We start from the raw sequence: 16,889 nt of genomic DNA on the forward strand, positions 1-16,889 counted from the left end.
TGCTGGCGACCATAGCAAGAGTGAACCACCTGATCCCTTCCCGAACTCAGAAGTGAAACCTCTTCGCGCTGATGGTAGTGTGGGGTTACCCATGTGAGAGTAAGTCATCGCCAGCTCATTATTCAAAGCCCCCTTGACATAAACGTCAAGGGGGCTTTTTTATACGGAAAGGAAAAAAAATAAAACCATCCGTAGATGGTTTTAAAGAGTCAGCATGTACTTTTTAAATTCTAATGAATTTCGCGTAGTTGTCGTCGTGCATGTTTAAATGCTGTTCTTAAACCCTCTTCAAGTGTTGGATGGTAGAACGGCTTATTTAAGATATCTTCAAGTGTAAACTCTTCATCAATCATCCATGCAAGTAAGTGTGCTAGATGTTCTGCAGCATCAACAAACAGTTCAGCACCTAAGAGTTTTTGGCTGGTTTGATCAATATAAACTTCAATTGCGCCTTTATTTTTACCTAAAACTAAGGCACGTCCTTGCTTTTCATAAGAAACAAAGCCTGTCGTAAATACAATATTTTGCTCTTTCAGTTGTTTATAGTTTTGTCCTACAGATGCCATTTCAGGTGAGCTAAACACAATGCCCATGGGTGTTAATGTTTTTATATTTTCAATGTTTGGAAAGCTTAAACAATTATGCACGGCTGCACGCCCTTCATGTGCTGCTTCATGTTGAATGGGAGTATTCGTGTGTGCATCACCCACAATAAAAATAGCATGCTGTCCGAGTTGTTTGGTATGAGGATCAATTGGGAGTTGTTTGATGTTGTTGAAACTTGTATCAATATTTTCCAGATGAAGCTGATCTAAATAGCTGCGTCTACCCGTAGCAACCAATACATAATCGGCAGTTAAGCTTTGTATTTGTCCATTTTCTTGATATTCAATTTTCACGCCTTGTTCTGTTTTTTGTAGTTGTGTAGGCAAGGTTTCAAATTTGATATTCAATTCTCGACTGAGTGTATCTTGTGCAATGGTTTGTAGTTCTGGGCTGCGGAGTGAACCAACTTTACGACTACGGGCAAAAATAGTGGTATCTACCCCTAAGCGTTGCATAGCTTGAGCCAATTCGATTGCAATTACACCACTGCCAATGACGGCCAAAGATTGGGGTAAGTTCTCTAATTCAAAGATTTGATCTGATGTGATTAAGCGTTCGCCTAATTTTTCTTTCCATGCTTGCTCATAAGCAGGAGTAGAACCGACTGCAATAATAAAAGCTTTTGCCTGATATTGCTGTCCATTCACTTGAATTGTATGGGCATCTATAAAAGTCGCAAAACCTGAAATCTTATGGGATGCTTCCCAACGATCTACATCTTTTTGTGTGGCACGGGTAAAACGATCACGTAATTGGCGTACGTGCGTCATGATTTGGGATGTATCAATTTTTGCATCTACCGTGAGTGCAACTTCTTGTGCATGTTGTATGTCGTGCATGCGATTGGCACTAGAGATGAGAACTTTGCTGGGCATACAACCAACGCGGGCACAGGTGGTGTCCCATGGACCGTGATTGATGATGATTAGGTTTTGGGTGTATTTAATCGCTTCTTTATAGGCGCTAATGCCTGCGGTGCCTGCACCAATAATAATGAGGTCGTACATTTGTGAGCTACTTCAGGTAATAAATAAATTCAGGCTAACACGAGCAAAACATTTATCATGCTTTTATTTACATAAAGCAGTAACTGTGGTTACATATCTGACAATATTAATTATATGTTTGATCAACTCATAGTTTTAGAGGGATTTGGGGATTAACTCAATGAAAAAGAAAGAAATTAGTTTGAAGTTTTCGGCTGTGGCTTTAGCAGTTTTATTGGCTAGCTGTGGTGGCGGTGGAAGTGATGGTTATTATAATACGAAAGGTTCTACTACAGGTAATGCTCTGAATCCTAGTACAGGTGAAGAAGTAAAATCTGTTAATATTAGTTCTATTGAGTTGATTGATCGCAATGGTAGCTTAACTCAAGCAATCGCAGCAGAGGGTGTGATCGCTAAAGTCAAAGTAACAGATCAGTCAGGTAAAGGAATTAGTGGTGCATTGGTTACATTTACAGTGACTGGTGGTGTTGTTTTAGGTAGTTCCAATGGTGCTGTTTTAACCAATACTAGTGGTGAAGCGAGTATTTCTGTTAAACCTGAAAATTTAAATACTAATGGTGCCTATCAAATTTCTGCAGTTGCAGATTTTGATGGTGCCCAAGCGTCATCACAAGCACTTAATTTCTCACTTCAAGCAACCAATATTATTTTAGTCGATTTGATGGCAGCTAGCACTCAATTAGAGTCTGGTGGTTCAACAAATATCACATTAAAAACGCAAGATGCAAAGACGAAAGTTAATCAAAATAATGTCAACGTTGAGTTCACTGCAACTTGTGGTAAATTTGAACCAGCTACAGTTGTTTCATCAAATCAAGGAAATGTTACGACATCATACAAAGCAATTGGTATAGATGGAAAGTTGTGTACAGGGACGCATAAAATTTCAGCAAAAGGTTTAAACATCCCAGAAGTTGAAGTTGATGTCAATATTAAGGCACTTGAAGCTAACTCATTAGTATATACATCTAATCAAGTTAATTTGGGGATTAGAAAAAGTGGTTCAGCATCATCTGGTCAAATTGAATTTACTTTGTATGCAAATGGTGTACCTGTAGCAGATCAAGATGTTTTGATTGAGAAAGTACAAGCACCAGAAGATTTATCGTTCGTATCATTTGGTAATCAAAATAACAAAACTATAAAAAGTGATTCGAATGGTAAAGTGATTGTGAATCTTTATCCTGGAGATAAACCTGGACCTGTGGAGATAAGAGCAACTTTAGTTTCAGACAAAAATGTTTCGGCTGTATCTAAAAATGTATCTGTATCTATTGGTCGAGTCACTCAAGATGGATTAAGTTTATCAGTATCTAAAAATTCATTACAGAATGTAATTGATGGTGACACTGCAACTATTACAGCGAGAATGGTTGATCGTACACGGAACCCTGTTCCAGATGGTACAGTAATTAGCTTTGTTTCTGAGGGAGGGAAGGTTGAACCTAATTGTTCAACAGTCCAAGGAGTATGTTCTGTAACTCTAACAACACAAGAACCTCGTCCTTTAGATAATCGTGTGACTGTATTGGCTTATGTTGAGGGTGATAAAAGCTTTACAGATTTAGATGGCGATAATCTTTATACTAAAGGCGTAGATCGACTTCTTAGTAATATTGGTAGCTTTTTCCGTGACGATAACGAGGATAATCAATATAACAAAGATTATGGTATTGGTGAATTTCTTTATAATCGTGCGGTATTAGGAAACAAAGCGACCTGTGCTCCATCTACAATTAGACAGCCGAATATCGCAGACACATGTGACGATAATTTAGATACGGTCATCCGTCAGCAATTATTATTTGCATTTGCTGAAAATACACCAACCTTTACTAATGTAAAGGCAAGTGGAAGTTTATTGTCTTTTAATATGTATGGAAATAGCGCTCAAAGTGTGCCTATGCCAACAGGTACCACAATAAGTGTTACTCCTGAGGATAATACAAAAGCCAATAATTTATCTTGTACTGCAGAGTTAGCAACAGGAAGTTCACCTGTCGCAAATGTCTTTGATCTTTTGACACCAAGCACTTTCAAAAATAGTAATCAAAGTTACTATGGCTATCGTCTAAAAGAATGTGCGGTAGGAGATACGTTGAAAGTTTCTGTTTCTTCACCAGATGGTAAAGTATCCACGATTTATGTAGATTATCAATAGAAATTATATTTAAAAAAAACAGCGCTTCGGCGCTGTTTTTTTATGGGAATCTAATTTAAAAATTAGAGCGAAGTCCCCACATTCACACCCACCGTCGGGCGTACTTGCATAGAACTACAAGCACTCAGAGCCAAGACACACATCACCACCAATAAAACTTTATTCATGCAACAAACCTTGAGATTTTGCCTAATGAAATACCGCACTAGAACGAGCGCCACTACGACAAATCATCAGAATGGGTTTAGGAAGCTCATTATAATATTTAGCGAATTCAAGAATGTCTGTTTGAAAAATTTTACCGCTATTAACGGGCTGATAAAGCTCACTGATCTGAGATTTTTCTGCGATATTATGTAATTCACTCACCTTAATAGCATTGCCGATTTCTTGGTCAGGACGATTCACAATCACAGATTTAAAACCTCATCGCATCAACTGTGAAAATTTGGCAGCATTCATCTGACCTGCAACACTGATTTTGCTATTTAAGCCTTAGCATCGTTTTGAGCGTGACTCAGCGAGACACTGCTGCAGATCAGAACACAGCAAAATACATATTTGAGGATGGGTTTAGTCATCCAACAAATCCATTTGTTTTGCCAACTGGAATAAGTTGTTTGAGCGGTTACCCGTACGGCAGAACATCAACACAGGTTTTGGCAATTCGTTATAGTGATTGGCAAAAGTACGCACATCGACTTCAGTAATTTGACCAGACACCACAGGTTGATAGACATAATCTAAGCCTGCTGCACGTGCAGCTTCTTCAATTTGCGCACTGGTTGGTTGCTCAGCACCACCTTCCATATCTGGGCGGTTATTAATAATTGACTTAAAGCCCTTTTCTACAACTTGGCTCACATGCTCAGGACCAATTTGACCCGCAAAACCGACTTGTTCAGACATGGGAATACTCCATCATTTTATTCATGACAATATGCTTTATGATAGCATTAAGCAGATTCAAGAGCAGAATGTTCTGAAATATTTATAACGATGATAACGATAAAATAACGCAATGGAGCGCTTATGCATTCCTATACGGTCGAGCCTTTATATGTCAAAAGTGATCACGAGGTGATTGCTGCAGACTTTTATCGCCCTAAATCTATAGAAAAACCCGCGGTGATTCTGATGGCGCATGGTCTAGCAGCCTTGCGTCATTTTAAATTGGTGCAATACGCACAGCATTTTGCTCAGGCAGGCTATGCCGTGGTGTTATTCGATTATCGCTATTGGGGCGGAAGTACGGGGCGTCCACGTGAGTTGGTATCCATAGAGGCGCAGTTAGACGACTGGCGCAGCATGATTTCACATATTGCGGAACGTAAGTCGATTGATGCCAAACGCATGATTCTGTGGGGAACTTCTCTGAGTGGCGGATATGTGCTGAGTTTGGCCTCACGCTTACACAATATTGCCGCGGTCATGGTACAAGTGCCTTTTGTAGATGGTGCGGAAAGTGCCAAGTTATATCCTTTGCAGCAACTTCCGAAAGCCCTAAAAATTTCCAGTCAGGACTATATGGGAGCAAAGGTGGGGATGTCACCTAAAACACTGGCAGTAGTGGCGCAAAAAGAACTGTGTTTTTTACCGACTGCAGACAGTTATGCAGGTTATATGTCCATTGTGAACCCCGACTATTACTGGAGTGGGGAAATTCCTGCGCGGGTATTTTTTAATTTGATTCGTTATCGTCCCATTCAAGAAGTGCGGCAAATCAATATTCCTGTGTTATTTATTGCTGCGCAGCGTGACAGCCTGATTCCAATTGAGTCGAGTCGTGAAGCGGCCACCAATATTGCACCTTATGTGCAATATGAGGAGTGGGATATGCAACATTTCGATATTTATCATGGAGAATGGTTTAAAAAAGCGATTCAGACCCAATTAGAGTTTTTACAGCAACTGTTTGGAGTTCAGTAAATGATTATTGTATGCCCTGGATGTGGTGCAAAAAACCGTGTGCCTGAAGATAAATTATCTGCCAATCCTGCATGTGGGCAGTGTCATCAAGCGCTGATTCCGCTTGCACCCATTGAATTGAATGAGCAAAATTTCAGTAATTTTATCCAAAATAGCGATTTACCTATTCTGATTGATCTTTGGGCGGACTGGTGTGGTCCTTGCAAGATGATGGCACCACATTTTGCAACAGTTGCCAAGCAGAATCCGCAGGTGGTGTTTGCCAAAATTGATACCGAGGCCAATCCACGCTTAAGCAGTGCATTCCATGTGCGCAGTATTCCAACACTGGTATTGATGAATAAAAGCAATGAAATTGCTAGAATAAGCGGCGCGCTACGAGCGACTGAATTACAACAGTGGTTGGATCAGCAACTCAATGCCCAGTCTTAATGCACTGTTCGTGCTAATTTAATGCAAATGTCCGGAGTGAACGTGTCAGATTCTCATGCAAAACCAGAGGGAGTACTTTCCCTACAAACAATTGCCATGCCAGCAGATACCAACTGGAGTGGAGATGTCTTTGGAGGCTGGATCGTTTCACAGATGGATTTGGCTGGTGCGATTCATGCCGAGCGTTTTAGTAAAGGACGTTGTGCCACGATTTCCATTAACCAAATGACTTTTTTGGTGCCTGTAAAAGTGGGCGATGTGATCAGTTGCTACACCAAAATTCTAAAAGTGGGCAATACCTCTATTCAAATGCAAATTGAAGTGTGGGATAGCCATGACGATTCACGTGAAGCTGTGCGTGTTACCGAAGGGGTATTTACCTTTGTTGCGGTTGATGTCAAAGGCTCAAAACGTCAGATTCCTGAAGAAGCCAAACAGAAGTTTTTAGAAGCTCAGGCTAGTCAAGCATCATAAGTATCAAGCTAGTCAAACATCGTAATGAAAAAAATCCCAGCACAGTAGCTGGGATTTTTTCTTGGAGAGGAAACAGGCGTTAGGCTTGTTTCTGCTTTAAATGTGCTTTTGACACCCATGCCCACAACATTTCACACTGAATCGGAGCTTCGCCTGATTCATCAATCACACTGACATTGACCAGTGTTTCACCTTTGTCGGTGCTGTGCATGAGTTGTTGCTGTTCTGGGCTGAGTGTGGCAATGGCTGTCATTGCACCTTGAGTTGGACGTTTAAAGTCCACTTTCAGGCTTTTAATCAGCACAATGGCACTATCAGGCACATTCATGGCAGTTACAAAACCTGTGGCAGTTTCAGCCAACAGCGCCATAGCACAGGCATGTACCTGTCCAATATGGTTTTGCATGGCTTTATGATTGGCAAGACTGACCACCACTTGCGATGGGGTTACTTCTTGATAGCGAATTTTCGCAGTGCCCACCATCGGCACGACACGACCAAAGGCTTGACTCAAAAGGCGGCTTTGAATGCCTTTCGGCAATTTTGATGTTGCTTTGACCAGTTTGTTTAAGCGATTGGTTGGTGTCATGACATCCCCAAATTAATCTTTAAAGTTGTTAAATTGCAGTGGCAGACCAAATTGTTGCTCTTTCAAGAACGCCATTACTTGTTGCAATGTGTCGCGTTTCTTGTCGGTCACACGAATTTTGTCACCCTGAATAGAAGATTGCACTTTAATGCCACTGTCTTTAATGGCTTTGTTAATTTTTTTTGCGGTATCTGAGTCAAGACCATCTTTAAGTTTGATCACTTGAATCACATTTTTACCTGATGCGGTCATTTTTTGTGGGTCAAGCGCCTGAATGTCGACTTTACGCTTATAGAAGTGATTTTCGAGCATGGTATACACTTGCTCACATTGGAAATCACTTTCAGTGGAGATTTTAATCTCTTTGTTTTTTTCATTGAGGTCGATAGAAACATCCTGACCACGAAAATCGAAACGAGTACCGATTTCTTTTTGTGTGTTTTGAACCGCATGATTCACTTCAAAAAGTTCTAATTCAGAAACAATATCGAAAGAAGGCATAATGAAGACCTTTGCAAATGGAAACAATATCTGAGATGCTAGGGATGTTTTCTTCATTTGCCAAGTGTTGTTTTACATCAAAGGAGTGCGCAATGATCCGTAAACAAGAAATTACAACATTTGAGTTCCCAGCTGACGCGATTATCTGGGATGTACGTGATGCAAGTGCTTATGCAGAAGCTCATGTTAAAGGTGCTGTGAATCAGCCAATTAACGATCTATCAGCAGAGAGTCTTACTCAGGTGTCGGCGGATCAACCCATTTACATTTTATGTGGTGGCGGAAGTAAAGCCCCACGTGCAGCGGAAAAACTAGAAGGTTTGGACAGCTCACGTGAATATGTGGTTTTAATGGGTGGTACACGTGCTGCGCGCGACGCAGGCATGCCTTTGGAACAAGGTCACTAAGTATCATCAATATGAAGAAAGCGCCGTAAGGCGCTTTTTTGTTGGGTATCGTTTTATTTCTATTTTCTCTAAGCGAGCGTTAGCTTGAAGGTGGAGGAGCTTTAAAATAAGGCTTCTTGGTTTTCACCTTTTTCTGAAAACGTGTAGCTGCCAGTTTTTGTACTAAGTTTTTAGGTACAGGGCATGCTTCCGCTAAAACTTGTGCTGCCAGTATTTCACTGCACAACGGAGCAAATAAAAAGCCTTTAGAACCGAGTCCTGCAAAGCTGTAAATTTCCTGATCATCACGCATTTTGCCAAGTAGGGGAAAATAATCCTGACTTTGGGCGCGTAGCGAAGCACGACCTTGCCAAGTGTCTACGGGTGCTAAGTTTTCGGAATACGTAGGAAAGACACTGTGGATAAGTTCGTAGTTATGCACATGGTCTTCTACCAAGACGTCACAATCTTCCCGATTTGGATAAAACGATGCACCTAAGATCAGTTGATCGGCATTGAGCTGCATGCAATAGCCGCCATAGCTATAGGCTTGTGATAATGGCAAAGCCTGATCTGTATTATTTACCCAGCTGACTTGTCCGCGAATGGATTTAAGCACAGGGTAATGTTCAAAAAAAGCACCGCTTTGCAGCGCTGCACAGACGATGACATGATCAAATGTTCCGAGTTCAGCATCTACGCTGTGTAAGATCAGTTGCTGTGCTGTCGTGGTGATTTGTTTAATTTGAGCTTGCTGAAACTGAATGTGCGGATGCGCAAGAATTTCATCACGCAGTTGATGTGGAGAAACTGCTCCTGCTTGCAATAAGCTTAAACTGGCAAAGTCGCTTTGTGGCGTAAGTTCGGTTGCACTCTGTGCTGCTAAAATACCTTTTGGGTATTGTGCGGCTAAATCCAGCAATTCATCGGCATGTTTAAGTGCCAGTTGATGAATCTGCAACGGACGAAATGCTTTGAATGCGGCATAGTGATTTAAAGCATGTTGCCATGCCAAAGTCATTAAATGATCAGCACTTTGATGAATTGGGCAAAGTTTTGGGTTTAAGAGTGCCAAAGGATTGCCAGAACCGCCTGCAAGTGGCGCTGTTTGGTCATAGAGCGTGACTTGATGCCCTCGTTGGGAAAATGCCCACGCACAGCTTAAACCCGCAATTCCTGCGCCTATGATCGCAATATGGCGCTGTTGGTTGCTTGTTGTGGTATTTGTTGTAATTTGAGTTTCGTTCTGATCGGATATTGGCTCTATTTCAGGCGCTTGCCAGATGGCTTTCAGCATTTCCCGTTTATGCCCAAAACCGCGTGGGCGGGTGATGTGAATACCGTGTTGTTTTAAGCCACGTTTGAGTACGCCTGCCACACTAAATGAGGCAAAAGTCGTGCCATAATCGGACAGTGCTACAATCGGGTTGAGCACGGTTTCCTGCCACATATCGGGGTTACAGGCGGGTGCAAAGCCATCTAAAAACCACGCATTGACAGGAGCAGTTTTAGCAATGACAGGAAAAACTTCCTGAGCATCGCCTAGCCATAAATCTAGGCTAAAGCGTTCATCTGGAAAGTTTAAACGATGACAGCCTGCAATAGCGGCAGGGTATTGCTGAATCAGCTGTTCAGACAGATGACTGAGTTCGGGCCAAGCCGCTAAGGCACGTATAAGATCGGCTTTGCAAAGTGGAAATTTTTCGACAGAAATTGCGTGTAAATGGCTGCGATTATTGGGACGTACCTGTTGCCATAATTGCCAGAGCGCTAAAATATTTAAGCCTGTACCAAAGCCTGTTTCGCCTACACAAAAATATTCAAAATCATTCAGCGCTGCTAAACGGATGGGTAAGTCATTGCCCTGTAAAAACACATGCCGTGTTTCTAATAAACCGTTGTCTTTAGAGAAATACACATCGCCAAATTGTTTGGAAATGGGCACATCAATACCATCGACCAGTTGCCAATCCAGCTCGGCAGTTTGAATAGGCTGAAACAAAACCAGAGTACCTTAAATCAAGAGGTGAATGCTCACCTTACCATTGGCGGCGACGTTTGGTATAGACATAGCTAGCAATTAAGAAGCCGAGCAATACGCCAACCGCGAGTGTTGCAGCACCGTATAAAAACATTTGCGCACTGCGTTCACTTTGCAGTACTTGAACTTGCACGCCTAAATTATCGTTTTTAAGTTGCAGTTCCTGATTCTGTGCCAAAGCATCGAGGTTTGCCTGTTCAAGTTGTTGCAAACGTGTGCTCTGATCTTTAATCAAGGCTTTGGTTTTAGCTTCCTGAAGGGCTTTATTTTTGGCAATTTGTTCTGCAGTCAGGGGCTTATCTTGTGCAGGAGTAACCCCATTGGCTGTTGCTACAGCTGCCGTGTTGGTCACAGCAGCAGGAGCAGGTGCAGTAGGTGTGGTTGTGGCTGGCTCAACAGCATATACAGGTGAACTGAGCAGAACAGCAACAACACTGGCAACAACGAAACGCATAGCGCTTATCCTTGAGGGAATGCTTTATTGAATGGCTTAACGTCAATGTGGCTATATACGCCTTCTTTTAAGAAAGGTTCATCTTGTAGCCAAGCATCGAGTGCTTCACGACTGTCAAAATCGACAATCATGGTGCTGCCATAAAAGCCTGCTTGTGGATTGCTTGGGTCTTTTGGCATTGCCCCCGCCACAATTAAGCGACCTTCGGCATCGAGTTGTTGCAAACGTGCAAGATGTGCAGGACGGGTCGCAAGACGTTTTTCCAGTGTACCTTCACGGTCAGTACAACTCAGAACAAATAAAGGCATAGTTACTCTCGAATATCGCAGATCAGAAATTATTCAGATGTTTTAAAGTATTTGCGCAATACAATAAACTGCACAATGATAAAGGAAAACATCACAATCATGTCACCAAAAGCAGTGAATTCGCCCCAATATTTTCCGTCCATAAATAAAAATGCAAAAAATACGTGTAGGAAAGACATGACTGCAAACATGGCTGCCCAAGTATAATTCAGGTTTTTCCAGCCAGCTTCGGCCAAGTTGAACACAGGCCCAAATAAGCGTTGAATCAGTGGTTTACGGTCTTTGCTGAACCATGGTGATAGCAAAAAAGCACCTGCAAATACAATGTTTAAAATGGCAGCTTTCAGGCGAATATAAAAGTCATCGCTTAACATTAAAGTAACGCCACCAAAAATTACGGTCATAAACAGCACAATCCACTGTTGTTTATCTAAACGGAATTTTTGCATGATGAACAATGCGCCGTACACCACTAACATCGAGATGATCAGACCTGTGGTGGCCACCAAAATATGGTTGTTATCGACACCGCCTGCAGAGCCGATCAGTTGTAGTAATTGATGATTAGTATCTTTTGGATCTACAGTTTTGTATAAATAAAAGAAAATAATGAGGGGCACAAAGTCTAAAAGTGCTTTCATGTTAGAGTATCTAAATCTGATCAAATAAATGACATAGTATAAGTGATGCACGGCGTAGATTTACATACACACAGTAATATTTCTGATGGAACTTTGTCACCTGGAGAATTGGTGTCTGCGGCAATTCAGCAGGGCATTCATACCTTGGCATTGACTGATCATGACACAATGGATGGGCTGGCTTTGGCAGAGCAAGCGGCTCAGGGGCAAGATTTAAAGATTATTTCGGGAGTGGAAATTTCCAGTCAATGGTCACGTCCTGCCACTAAAAAAAGCTATAGCGTGCATGTGGTGGCGCTAAACATGCAAAATCCTGCACCTTTACAGGCGCTGCTGGAACAGCAAAAACAAATTCGTGCAGAACGTGCCAAACAAATTTGTGATTTACTCACTCCGCTGATTGGACAAGATATTTATAATGATGTACTTCTTAAAGTCGAAGGCGTAGCAGATCGGATTACCCGTACGCACATTGCCAAAACCTTACAAGAAAAAGGCATTGTAACGCGTGTGCAGCAAGCATTTGATAAATACATCAAAGAAGGCAAAAAGGCTTATGTGAAATTTGATGGCTTGAGTTTGGAAGATACGATTCGGGTAATTCATGACAGTCAGGGTTTTGCCGTGTTGGCGCATCCAACCCGTTATGATTTATCTGCGACCAATATTCGTTATTTGATTGAAATTTTTGCCAAATATGGGGGTGATGCAGTGGAATTGCCGCCTAATATTGACCCTGCATCGACCCGTCAAATGGTGGATCGCATGATTGCTGAACATGGTCTAAAAGTATCTGTCGGCAGCGATTTTCATGGTGAAAATATGCCGTGGATTAAATTGGGCAATATTCCGCGGGTGAAAGATGGTCAAATTGGGATTTGGGAGAGTTTTGTTGAGTAACTCCCTCATCCCAACCTTCTCATATAAGCAGATGTGATATCCATTATTAAAATTTAGAAAGGATAAAAACTCCTTCTCCCTCTGGGAGAAGGTTGGGAAGAGGGTCTAAAGCAAATTATTGTCCTGTGCCTGAATTGGTGGTGGCGTTGGTTTACCCAACGTACCCAATAATTCAATTTCAATGGTTCTTACCATGGCATCTAAAGGTAAGTCATTGCTTTGCGTGCCAAAAGGTTCTTCAATTTCAGAACTGAGCGCATCCAGACCTAAAAAAGTATAAGCCAAAATACCGACCAAAAGCGGAGTCGCCAATCCGAGTGTAGACCCTAAACTAAAGGGCAACATAAAACAGAAAAAGTACACTGTTCGGTTAAGTAGGACTGAATACGCAAAAGGGAGCGGTGTGGTAGCAATACGGTCACAACCCGTGAGTACCAAACTCAGCTCTGTGACGTGTTGATTCATTTGTGTGTAAATAATATCGGAAATTTCGCCCTCTTTAAGTGCTTGCATTAACTCCCATTGAATCAAACTGAGCGTGTATTGCGGCGCATTGGCTTGTTGATACAGTTGGGTAATTGCTTGCTGACTCATGCCACTGGTTTGAATTAACTCGGTTGGATTGGCAGTTTGATGACGCAGGCGGTCGCGCAAGACATTGGCAAATACAATGACGTGCTGAATGACGCGTTCACGTCGTGCTTGACTAAGTATACGGCAGTCGCGGTCAAAGTGGCGCGCGTTGGCAATCAGCATGCCCCAAAGTTTACGTGCCTCCCACCAACGGTCATAACAGGCAGAGTTTTTAAAGCCCAAAAAAATCGACAGCACCACCCCAATTAAAGTAAAGCCAACCAAAGGCAATTCTGGAAAATGAAAATAACCAATATAAGACAAACCGCCAATAATGGTGGAGATCAACATCACCACGCCCAAAGGCGGTAAGACCTTCGGTAAAATCGTGCCCCGCCAAGAAAACAGTAAGTTAAATACACTGGGTTGATCGACTATCATTTTATTAGAATCATCACAATTTTTTGATGATCTTCTGTGCTTGTGCAGGCTTTGTCAATATGCAAATTTTAAGTGTGCTCAAATTTAAGCAGTTGTTGTTCGGCAAAGGAAAAATTACCTTCACTTGAGATGATACAGTGATCGATCAAACGCAGCTCTAGCAACTGACAGGCTTGCTGAATCTGCTGCGTCAGGATTAAATCTGCACGTGAGGGATGTGGCAATCCGAAAGGATGATTGTGTGCAATCACAATCGCCGTAGCGTGTTGGCTAATTGCAAAACGCAGCAATTGATTAATAGAAATTTCACACGAATTCACTGCGCCATAAAATAACTTTTTAAAGCTGATTTTGCGTAAACAGGCATCTAGACAAAGTACCGCAAACACTTCTTGGGTTTCGCCCAAAAGTTCAAAACGCAAATACTCCATCAAACGTTTGGAGTTGCTAAGCTCTAGTGCATCTTGTTTTAAATGTTCAGCCACATAACGCCGTCCGAGTTCTTTAACTGCCATGAGCTGTGAATATTTACTGTTACCCATGCCGTGAAATTGACACAACTCGGCAATGGGTGCATCGAGTAAAGTAGTGAGATTGCCAAAATGCTGAATTAGCAATCGTGCCAACTCCACCGCAGAATGTTGTTGCGAGCCTGAGCGCAGGAAAATAGCCAGTAGTTCGGCATCGGACAAACTTGCAGCACCATTTTGAATCAGACGCTCACGTGGCCGTTCTTGTTCAGGCCAATGTTTAATAGATAAATGCATTGTTATTTGACTTTTTTATTCTAAATTTGAAACTTAAATCCCAACAGATCTCTTGGGAATGACATTATTTAATGCTATTGTGAGCGCCACTGCAACAAAAAGGTGGCTTATTTGTGAGCTTCGATTTAAGCGTCCTCCCTCATAAAAACATTATTTTAGCTGTGACAGGCGGCATTGCGGCCTATAAAAGTGCGATTTTAGTGCGTCGTTTAAAGGATGCGGGGTTTAGTGTTCGCGTGGTCATGACCAAGGGGGCACAAGCTTTTATTACACCGCTGACCTTTCAAGCACTGTCAGGCAATCCAGTACATACCGAATTATTAGATACCGAAGCCGAAGCAGGCATGGGGCATATTGAATTGGCACGGTGGGCCGATTTAATTTTGGTTGCGCCCGCCAGTTGCGACACCTTAGCCAAATTTGCTGCAGGTCTGGCCGATGATTTGCTCAGTACTTTATATTTAGCCACCACTGCACCAGTTTGGGTTGCACCTGCCATGAATCAGCAAATGTGGGCAGCCAAAGCCACACAGCGTAACTTAACCACTTTGGTGGAAGATGGCGTGCATGTAATTATGCCCGATGCGGGCGAACAAGCCTGTGGAGATGTTGGTTTAGGGCGTATGCCAGAACCTGAAGATTTGGCGCATCAGGTGACGCAGTATTTTCATCAGGCACAGCGTGCTTTGGTGGAAAAATTTGGCATGTTGGCAGGCAAAAATGTCACCATTACAGCAGGCCCAACCCGCGAAGCTTTAGACCCTGTGCGTTATATTTCTAACCATAGTACAGGCAAAATGGGTTTTTCTTTGGCTGCAGCCTGTTATGCAGCAGGGGCAAAAGTCACGCTTATTGCAGGCCCAGTTAGTTTAGATACGCCAAATGGGGTACAGCGAATTAATGTGTCTTCTGCAATTCAAATGCTAGATACCAGTTTGCAGATGCTTGAACAAGGCTGTGATATTTTCATCGCTACAGCCGCGGTGGCAGATTACCGCGTGGCAGAAATTGCGGAACACAAAATTAAAAAATTAGGCGATGAGCTGAATGTGGCGTTGGTCAAAAACCCTGATATTGTTGCGACCATTGCGCAACAGGAAAAACGTCCGTTTATGGTTGGCTTTGCTGCAGAAACCCGCAATGTAGAAGAGTATGCAGCAGGCAAGTTGGTGGCGAAAAAACTGGATATGATTGCCTGCAATGACGTTTCCCGTGCCGATATTGGTTTTGCTTCCGATGAAAATGCCATGACGGTATTTTTTGCCGAAAGCTACCGTATGGAAAAACGCGATTTGGAAAAAGCCTCGAAACAGGAAATTGCGCAGCAATTGGTCGAAGCGATTCATGATGCCTTGTATCGAGATCCATCTCAGGATGATGATTTTTAATTTTGATCGTCCATCAGCAAACGGATGACATAAAAAACCGCTGAAATTTCAGCGGTTTTTTTATATCCAATCGCGAATTAAGCTTGACCTTCAGCTGCAGCGGCTTGAGCACGTTGCATATTGGCTTCAAACTCGGCATCGAAGTTGATTGGCGTTAACAATAATTGTGGGAAGCTGCCTTTGGTAACCATATCATTCACTGCTTCACGCAAGAATGGGAACAAAATGTTCGGGCAGTATGCGCCAAGAATGTACGGTAAACGCTCTTCTTCAACGCCATCAATCAGGAAAATACCAGCTTGGGTAACATCAACAATAAATGCAGTATCGCCTGCGTTGTTGGCTTGAACCACAACTTTTAATGCTACTTCAAAGTGGGTTGGATCAATTTTTTCTGCAGAAGATGACAGGTTGATGTTCAATTCAGGCTGCCATTCTTTGGTAAATACTTGTGCCCCAGGAACTTCAAAAGAAATGTCTTTGGTATAAATACGCTCTAATGCCAATTGTGGTTGAGCTTGTTGTTCTTCACTCATGTTAAATCCTTAAGAGTTGGTTATCGTGTTATGTTTATGCCAATAATTGATCGAGCTTGCCTTCGCGATCTAACGCATATAATTGGTCAAAGCCGCCAATAAACTGGTCATTGATGAAAATTTGTGGAACGGTACGATGATTGGTGCGTTGCATTAATTCAACACGTACTTCAGGCGCTTCATTCGACAAATTAATTTCTTTATAGGCAACGCCTTTACGCTCAAGGAGTTGTTTTGCACGAATGCAGTATGGACATACAGTCGTTGAATAAATAGTGACTTCAGCCATGATTGTTCTCCTTGCGAAAAATATTGGGTAAAACTATTTGCTTTTTACTAAAGGTAAACCTTGTGCTTTCCAGTTGCTAATACCGCCATCTAAACGATAGGCATCGGTATGTGCGACCTGTTGTAAAGCACTGCCTGCAACCTGACCCAAGTTACAGATAAAGACCAATGGGCGATCTGAGGTTTTTAACTCTTCAACATGCTTGGTAATTTGGCTATAGGGAATATTGCGGCTACCACTGATATGACCTTCACGGAAATCTTTGGCATCACGTAAATCAATCAACATGGCATTTTTAGCTTTGACTAAAATACCCAAAGATTGTGGGGAAATTTTGCGACCATTGCGTTGACCTTCTAACACAAAGAACAACACTACCAATACAGCCAGCGTCCCAAATAAGAAGGGATGATTCCCCATAAATTCGAACCAACGTTCCACAAGTCACCTAATTACAATGTCAAAA

General features: G+C 42.2%; 20 protein-coding genes, 1 rRNA gene and 1 pseudogene. 8 read left to right on the forward strand and 14 right to left on the reverse strand.

Annotated elements, in window-relative coordinates:
• Window position 1 precedes the first annotated feature (1 nt).
• Window positions 2–116: ribosomal RNA gene (gene rrf, locus FTV43_RS12045) — 5S ribosomal RNA — on the forward strand.
• A gap of 114 nt (window positions 117–230) precedes the next feature.
• On the opposite strand, the gene FTV43_RS12050 is transcribed toward rrf, so the two are convergent.
• Complete coding sequence (locus tag FTV43_RS12050; RefSeq protein ID WP_179995549.1) at window positions 231–1,613, reverse strand: dihydrolipoyl dehydrogenase; 1,383 nt, start codon at window positions 1,611–1,613, stop codon at window positions 231–233.
• A gap of 160 nt (window positions 1,614–1,773) precedes the next feature.
• Here FTV43_RS12050 and FTV43_RS12055 point away from each other — a divergent pair, with 160 nt between their 5' ends.
• Complete coding sequence (locus FTV43_RS12055; protein ID WP_179995550.1) at window positions 1,774–3,774, forward strand: hypothetical protein; 2,001 nt, start codon at window positions 1,774–1,776, stop codon at window positions 3,772–3,774.
• 189 nt (window positions 3,775–3,963) lie between these two features.
• Here the strand turns inward: FTV43_RS12055 and FTV43_RS12060 are convergent.
• Both FTV43_RS12060 and FTV43_RS12065 read right to left on the reverse strand, forming a co-directional pair.
• A pseudogene (locus FTV43_RS12060) lies at window positions 3,964–4,355 on the reverse strand (sulfur transferase domain-containing protein).
• Window positions 4,348–4,683 (reverse strand): TIGR01244 family sulfur transferase, encoded by a 336-nt coding sequence (locus FTV43_RS12065; protein WP_096902417.1) that lies wholly within the window; start codon window positions 4,681–4,683, stop codon window positions 4,348–4,350. The pseudogene FTV43_RS12060 and the gene FTV43_RS12065 overlap by 8 nt, the downstream one beginning before the upstream one ends.
• 123 nt (window positions 4,684–4,806) lie before the next feature.
• Here FTV43_RS12065 and FTV43_RS12070 point away from each other — a divergent pair, with 123 nt between their 5' ends.
• The 3 genes from FTV43_RS12070 to FTV43_RS12080 are packed head-to-tail and all read left to right on the forward strand — an operon-like array spanning window position 4,807 to window position 6,609.
• A complete protein-coding gene (locus tag FTV43_RS12070; protein WP_179995551.1) occupies window positions 4,807–5,703 on the forward strand; it encodes an alpha/beta hydrolase in 897 nt (298 codons plus the stop codon).
• Window positions 5,704–6,135, forward strand: a complete 432-nt coding sequence (gene trxC, locus FTV43_RS12075; RefSeq protein WP_070153832.1) for a thioredoxin TrxC — start codon at window positions 5,704–5,706, stop codon at window positions 6,133–6,135.
• 42 nt (window positions 6,136–6,177) lie between these two features.
• Window positions 6,178–6,609, forward strand: a complete 432-nt coding sequence (locus tag FTV43_RS12080) for an acyl-CoA thioesterase (protein WP_004976232.1) — start codon at window positions 6,178–6,180, stop codon at window positions 6,607–6,609.
• A gap of 79 nt (window positions 6,610–6,688) precedes the next feature.
• Here FTV43_RS12080 and FTV43_RS12085 read toward each other — a convergent pair whose 3' ends face one another.
• Together FTV43_RS12085 and FTV43_RS12090 are read right to left on the reverse strand one after the other, a co-directional pair.
• Window positions 6,689–7,198, reverse strand: coding sequence for a DUF4442 domain-containing protein (locus FTV43_RS12085; RefSeq protein WP_104853054.1), 510 nt, complete (start codon window positions 7,196–7,198; stop codon window positions 6,689–6,691).
• 12 nt (window positions 7,199–7,210) lie between these two features.
• Window positions 7,211–7,699, reverse strand: a complete 489-nt coding sequence (locus tag FTV43_RS12090) for a YajQ family cyclic di-GMP-binding protein (RefSeq protein WP_004976234.1) — start codon at window positions 7,697–7,699, stop codon at window positions 7,211–7,213.
• Between the two features lie 92 nt (window positions 7,700–7,791).
• Between FTV43_RS12090 and FTV43_RS12095 the strand changes: the two genes are divergently transcribed.
• Entirely contained in the window at window positions 7,792–8,106 is a 315-nt protein-coding gene (locus FTV43_RS12095) for a rhodanese-like domain-containing protein (RefSeq protein WP_004976235.1), read from the forward strand.
• 79 nt (window positions 8,107–8,185) lie between these two features.
• On the opposite strand, the gene mnmC is transcribed toward FTV43_RS12095, so the two are convergent.
• Genes mnmC through FTV43_RS12115 form a run of 4 tightly spaced genes read right to left on the reverse strand, consistent with a single transcriptional unit; the run spans window position 8,186 to window position 11,529 of the window.
• Complete coding sequence (gene mnmC, locus FTV43_RS12100; RefSeq protein WP_179995552.1) at window positions 8,186–10,087, reverse strand: FAD-dependent 5-carboxymethylaminomethyl-2-thiouridine(34) oxidoreductase MnmC; 1,902 nt, start codon at window positions 10,085–10,087, stop codon at window positions 8,186–8,188.
• Window positions 10,088–10,124: 37 nt separating this feature from the next.
• On the reverse strand, window positions 10,125–10,580 hold the full coding sequence (locus FTV43_RS12105; RefSeq protein ID WP_004976237.1) for a hypothetical protein: 456 nt from the start codon (window positions 10,578–10,580) through the stop codon (window positions 10,125–10,127).
• A gap of 5 nt (window positions 10,581–10,585) precedes the next feature.
• Window positions 10,586–10,888, reverse strand: coding sequence for a YciI family protein (locus FTV43_RS12110; protein ID WP_004976238.1), 303 nt, complete (start codon window positions 10,886–10,888; stop codon window positions 10,586–10,588).
• A 29-nt stretch (window positions 10,889–10,917) separates the two neighbouring features.
• Window positions 10,918–11,529, reverse strand: a complete 612-nt coding sequence (locus tag FTV43_RS12115; RefSeq protein WP_179995553.1) for a septation protein IspZ — start codon at window positions 11,527–11,529, stop codon at window positions 10,918–10,920.
• Between the two features lie 45 nt (window positions 11,530–11,574).
• Between FTV43_RS12115 and FTV43_RS12120 the strand changes: the two genes are divergently transcribed.
• Window positions 11,575–12,429 carry a PHP domain-containing protein gene (locus FTV43_RS12120; protein ID WP_131261955.1) on the forward strand — a complete coding sequence of 285 codons (855 nt, stop codon included), beginning with the start codon at window positions 11,575–11,577 and terminating at the stop codon, window positions 12,427–12,429.
• A 105-nt stretch (window positions 12,430–12,534) separates the two neighbouring features.
• Here FTV43_RS12120 and FTV43_RS12125 read toward each other — a convergent pair whose 3' ends face one another.
• Window positions 12,535–13,443 (reverse strand): bestrophin family protein, encoded by a 909-nt coding sequence (locus FTV43_RS12125; RefSeq protein WP_004976242.1) that lies wholly within the window; start codon window positions 13,441–13,443, stop codon window positions 12,535–12,537.
• A gap of 68 nt (window positions 13,444–13,511) precedes the next feature.
• A complete protein-coding gene (radC, locus tag FTV43_RS12130; protein WP_104853058.1) occupies window positions 13,512–14,210 on the reverse strand; it encodes a DNA repair protein RadC in 699 nt (232 codons plus the stop codon).
• Window positions 14,211–14,323: 113 nt separating this feature from the next.
• On the opposite strand from radC, the gene coaBC reads away from it, so the two are divergent.
• Complete coding sequence (gene coaBC / locus FTV43_RS12135; protein ID WP_004976244.1) at window positions 14,324–15,598, forward strand: bifunctional phosphopantothenoylcysteine decarboxylase/phosphopantothenate--cysteine ligase CoaBC; 1,275 nt, start codon at window positions 14,324–14,326, stop codon at window positions 15,596–15,598.
• Window positions 15,599–15,675: 77 nt separating this feature from the next.
• Here coaBC and secB read toward each other — a convergent pair whose 3' ends face one another.
• The 3 genes from secB to FTV43_RS12150 are packed head-to-tail and all read right to left on the reverse strand — an operon-like array spanning window position 15,676 to window position 16,864.
• Window positions 15,676–16,134 (reverse strand): protein-export chaperone SecB, encoded by a 459-nt coding sequence (gene secB, locus FTV43_RS12140; RefSeq protein ID WP_004976246.1) that lies wholly within the window; start codon window positions 16,132–16,134, stop codon window positions 15,676–15,678.
• 34 nt (window positions 16,135–16,168) lie between these two features.
• Window positions 16,169–16,426, reverse strand: a complete 258-nt coding sequence (gene grxC / locus FTV43_RS12145; RefSeq protein ID WP_162164696.1) for a glutaredoxin 3 — start codon at window positions 16,424–16,426, stop codon at window positions 16,169–16,171.
• A gap of 30 nt (window positions 16,427–16,456) precedes the next feature.
• Window positions 16,457–16,864 (reverse strand): rhodanese-like domain-containing protein, encoded by a 408-nt coding sequence (locus FTV43_RS12150; protein WP_004976250.1) that lies wholly within the window; start codon window positions 16,862–16,864, stop codon window positions 16,457–16,459.
• Window positions 16,865–16,889: the final 25 nt, after the last annotated feature.

The sequence above is a fragment of the Acinetobacter sp. YH16053 genome (genome assembly GCF_013417035.1).
GTDB lineage: Bacteria > Pseudomonadota > Gammaproteobacteria > Pseudomonadales > Moraxellaceae > Acinetobacter > Acinetobacter towneri.

What these genes read in the sequence shown, in the direction of transcription:
- FTV43_RS12120 (WP_131261955.1), top strand. Translation starts at nt 11,575, where the DNA reads ATGCACGGCGTAGATTTACATACACACAGTAATATTTCTGATGGAACT.
- trxC (WP_070153832.1), top strand. Translation starts at nt 5,704, where the DNA reads ATGATTATTGTATGCCCTGGATGTGGTGCAAAAAACCGTGTGCCTGAA.
- FTV43_RS12050 (WP_179995549.1), bottom strand. Translation starts at nt 1,613, where the DNA reads ATGTACGACCTCATTATTATTGGTGCAGGCACCGCAGGCATTAGCGCC.
- secB (WP_004976246.1), bottom strand. Translation starts at nt 16,134, where the DNA reads ATGAGTGAAGAACAACAAGCTCAACCACAATTGGCATTAGAGCGTATT.
- FTV43_RS12065 (WP_096902417.1), bottom strand. Translation starts at nt 4,683, where the DNA reads ATGTCTGAACAAGTCGGTTTTGCGGGTCAAATTGGTCCTGAGCATGTG.
- FTV43_RS12115 (WP_179995553.1), bottom strand. Translation starts at nt 11,529, where the DNA reads ATGAAAGCACTTTTAGACTTTGTGCCCCTCATTATTTTCTTTTATTTA.
- FTV43_RS12090 (WP_004976234.1), bottom strand. Translation starts at nt 7,699, where the DNA reads ATGCCTTCTTTCGATATTGTTTCTGAATTAGAACTTTTTGAAGTGAAT.
- FTV43_RS12070 (WP_179995551.1), top strand. Translation starts at nt 4,807, where the DNA reads ATGCATTCCTATACGGTCGAGCCTTTATATGTCAAAAGTGATCACGAG.
- radC (WP_104853058.1), bottom strand. Translation starts at nt 14,210, where the DNA reads ATGCATTTATCTATTAAACATTGGCCTGAACAAGAACGGCCACGTGAG.
- FTV43_RS12095 (WP_004976235.1), top strand. Translation starts at nt 7,792, where the DNA reads ATGATCCGTAAACAAGAAATTACAACATTTGAGTTCCCAGCTGACGCG.
- FTV43_RS12110 (WP_004976238.1), bottom strand. Translation starts at nt 10,888, where the DNA reads ATGCCTTTATTTGTTCTGAGTTGTACTGACCGTGAAGGTACACTGGAA.
- FTV43_RS12125 (WP_004976242.1), bottom strand. Translation starts at nt 13,443, where the DNA reads ATGATAGTCGATCAACCCAGTGTATTTAACTTACTGTTTTCTTGGCGG.
- FTV43_RS12055 (WP_179995550.1), top strand. Translation starts at nt 1,774, where the DNA reads ATGAAAAAGAAAGAAATTAGTTTGAAGTTTTCGGCTGTGGCTTTAGCA.
- FTV43_RS12085 (WP_104853054.1), bottom strand. Translation starts at nt 7,198, where the DNA reads ATGACACCAACCAATCGCTTAAACAAACTGGTCAAAGCAACATCAAAA.
- FTV43_RS12105 (WP_004976237.1), bottom strand. Translation starts at nt 10,580, where the DNA reads ATGCGTTTCGTTGTTGCCAGTGTTGTTGCTGTTCTGCTCAGTTCACCT.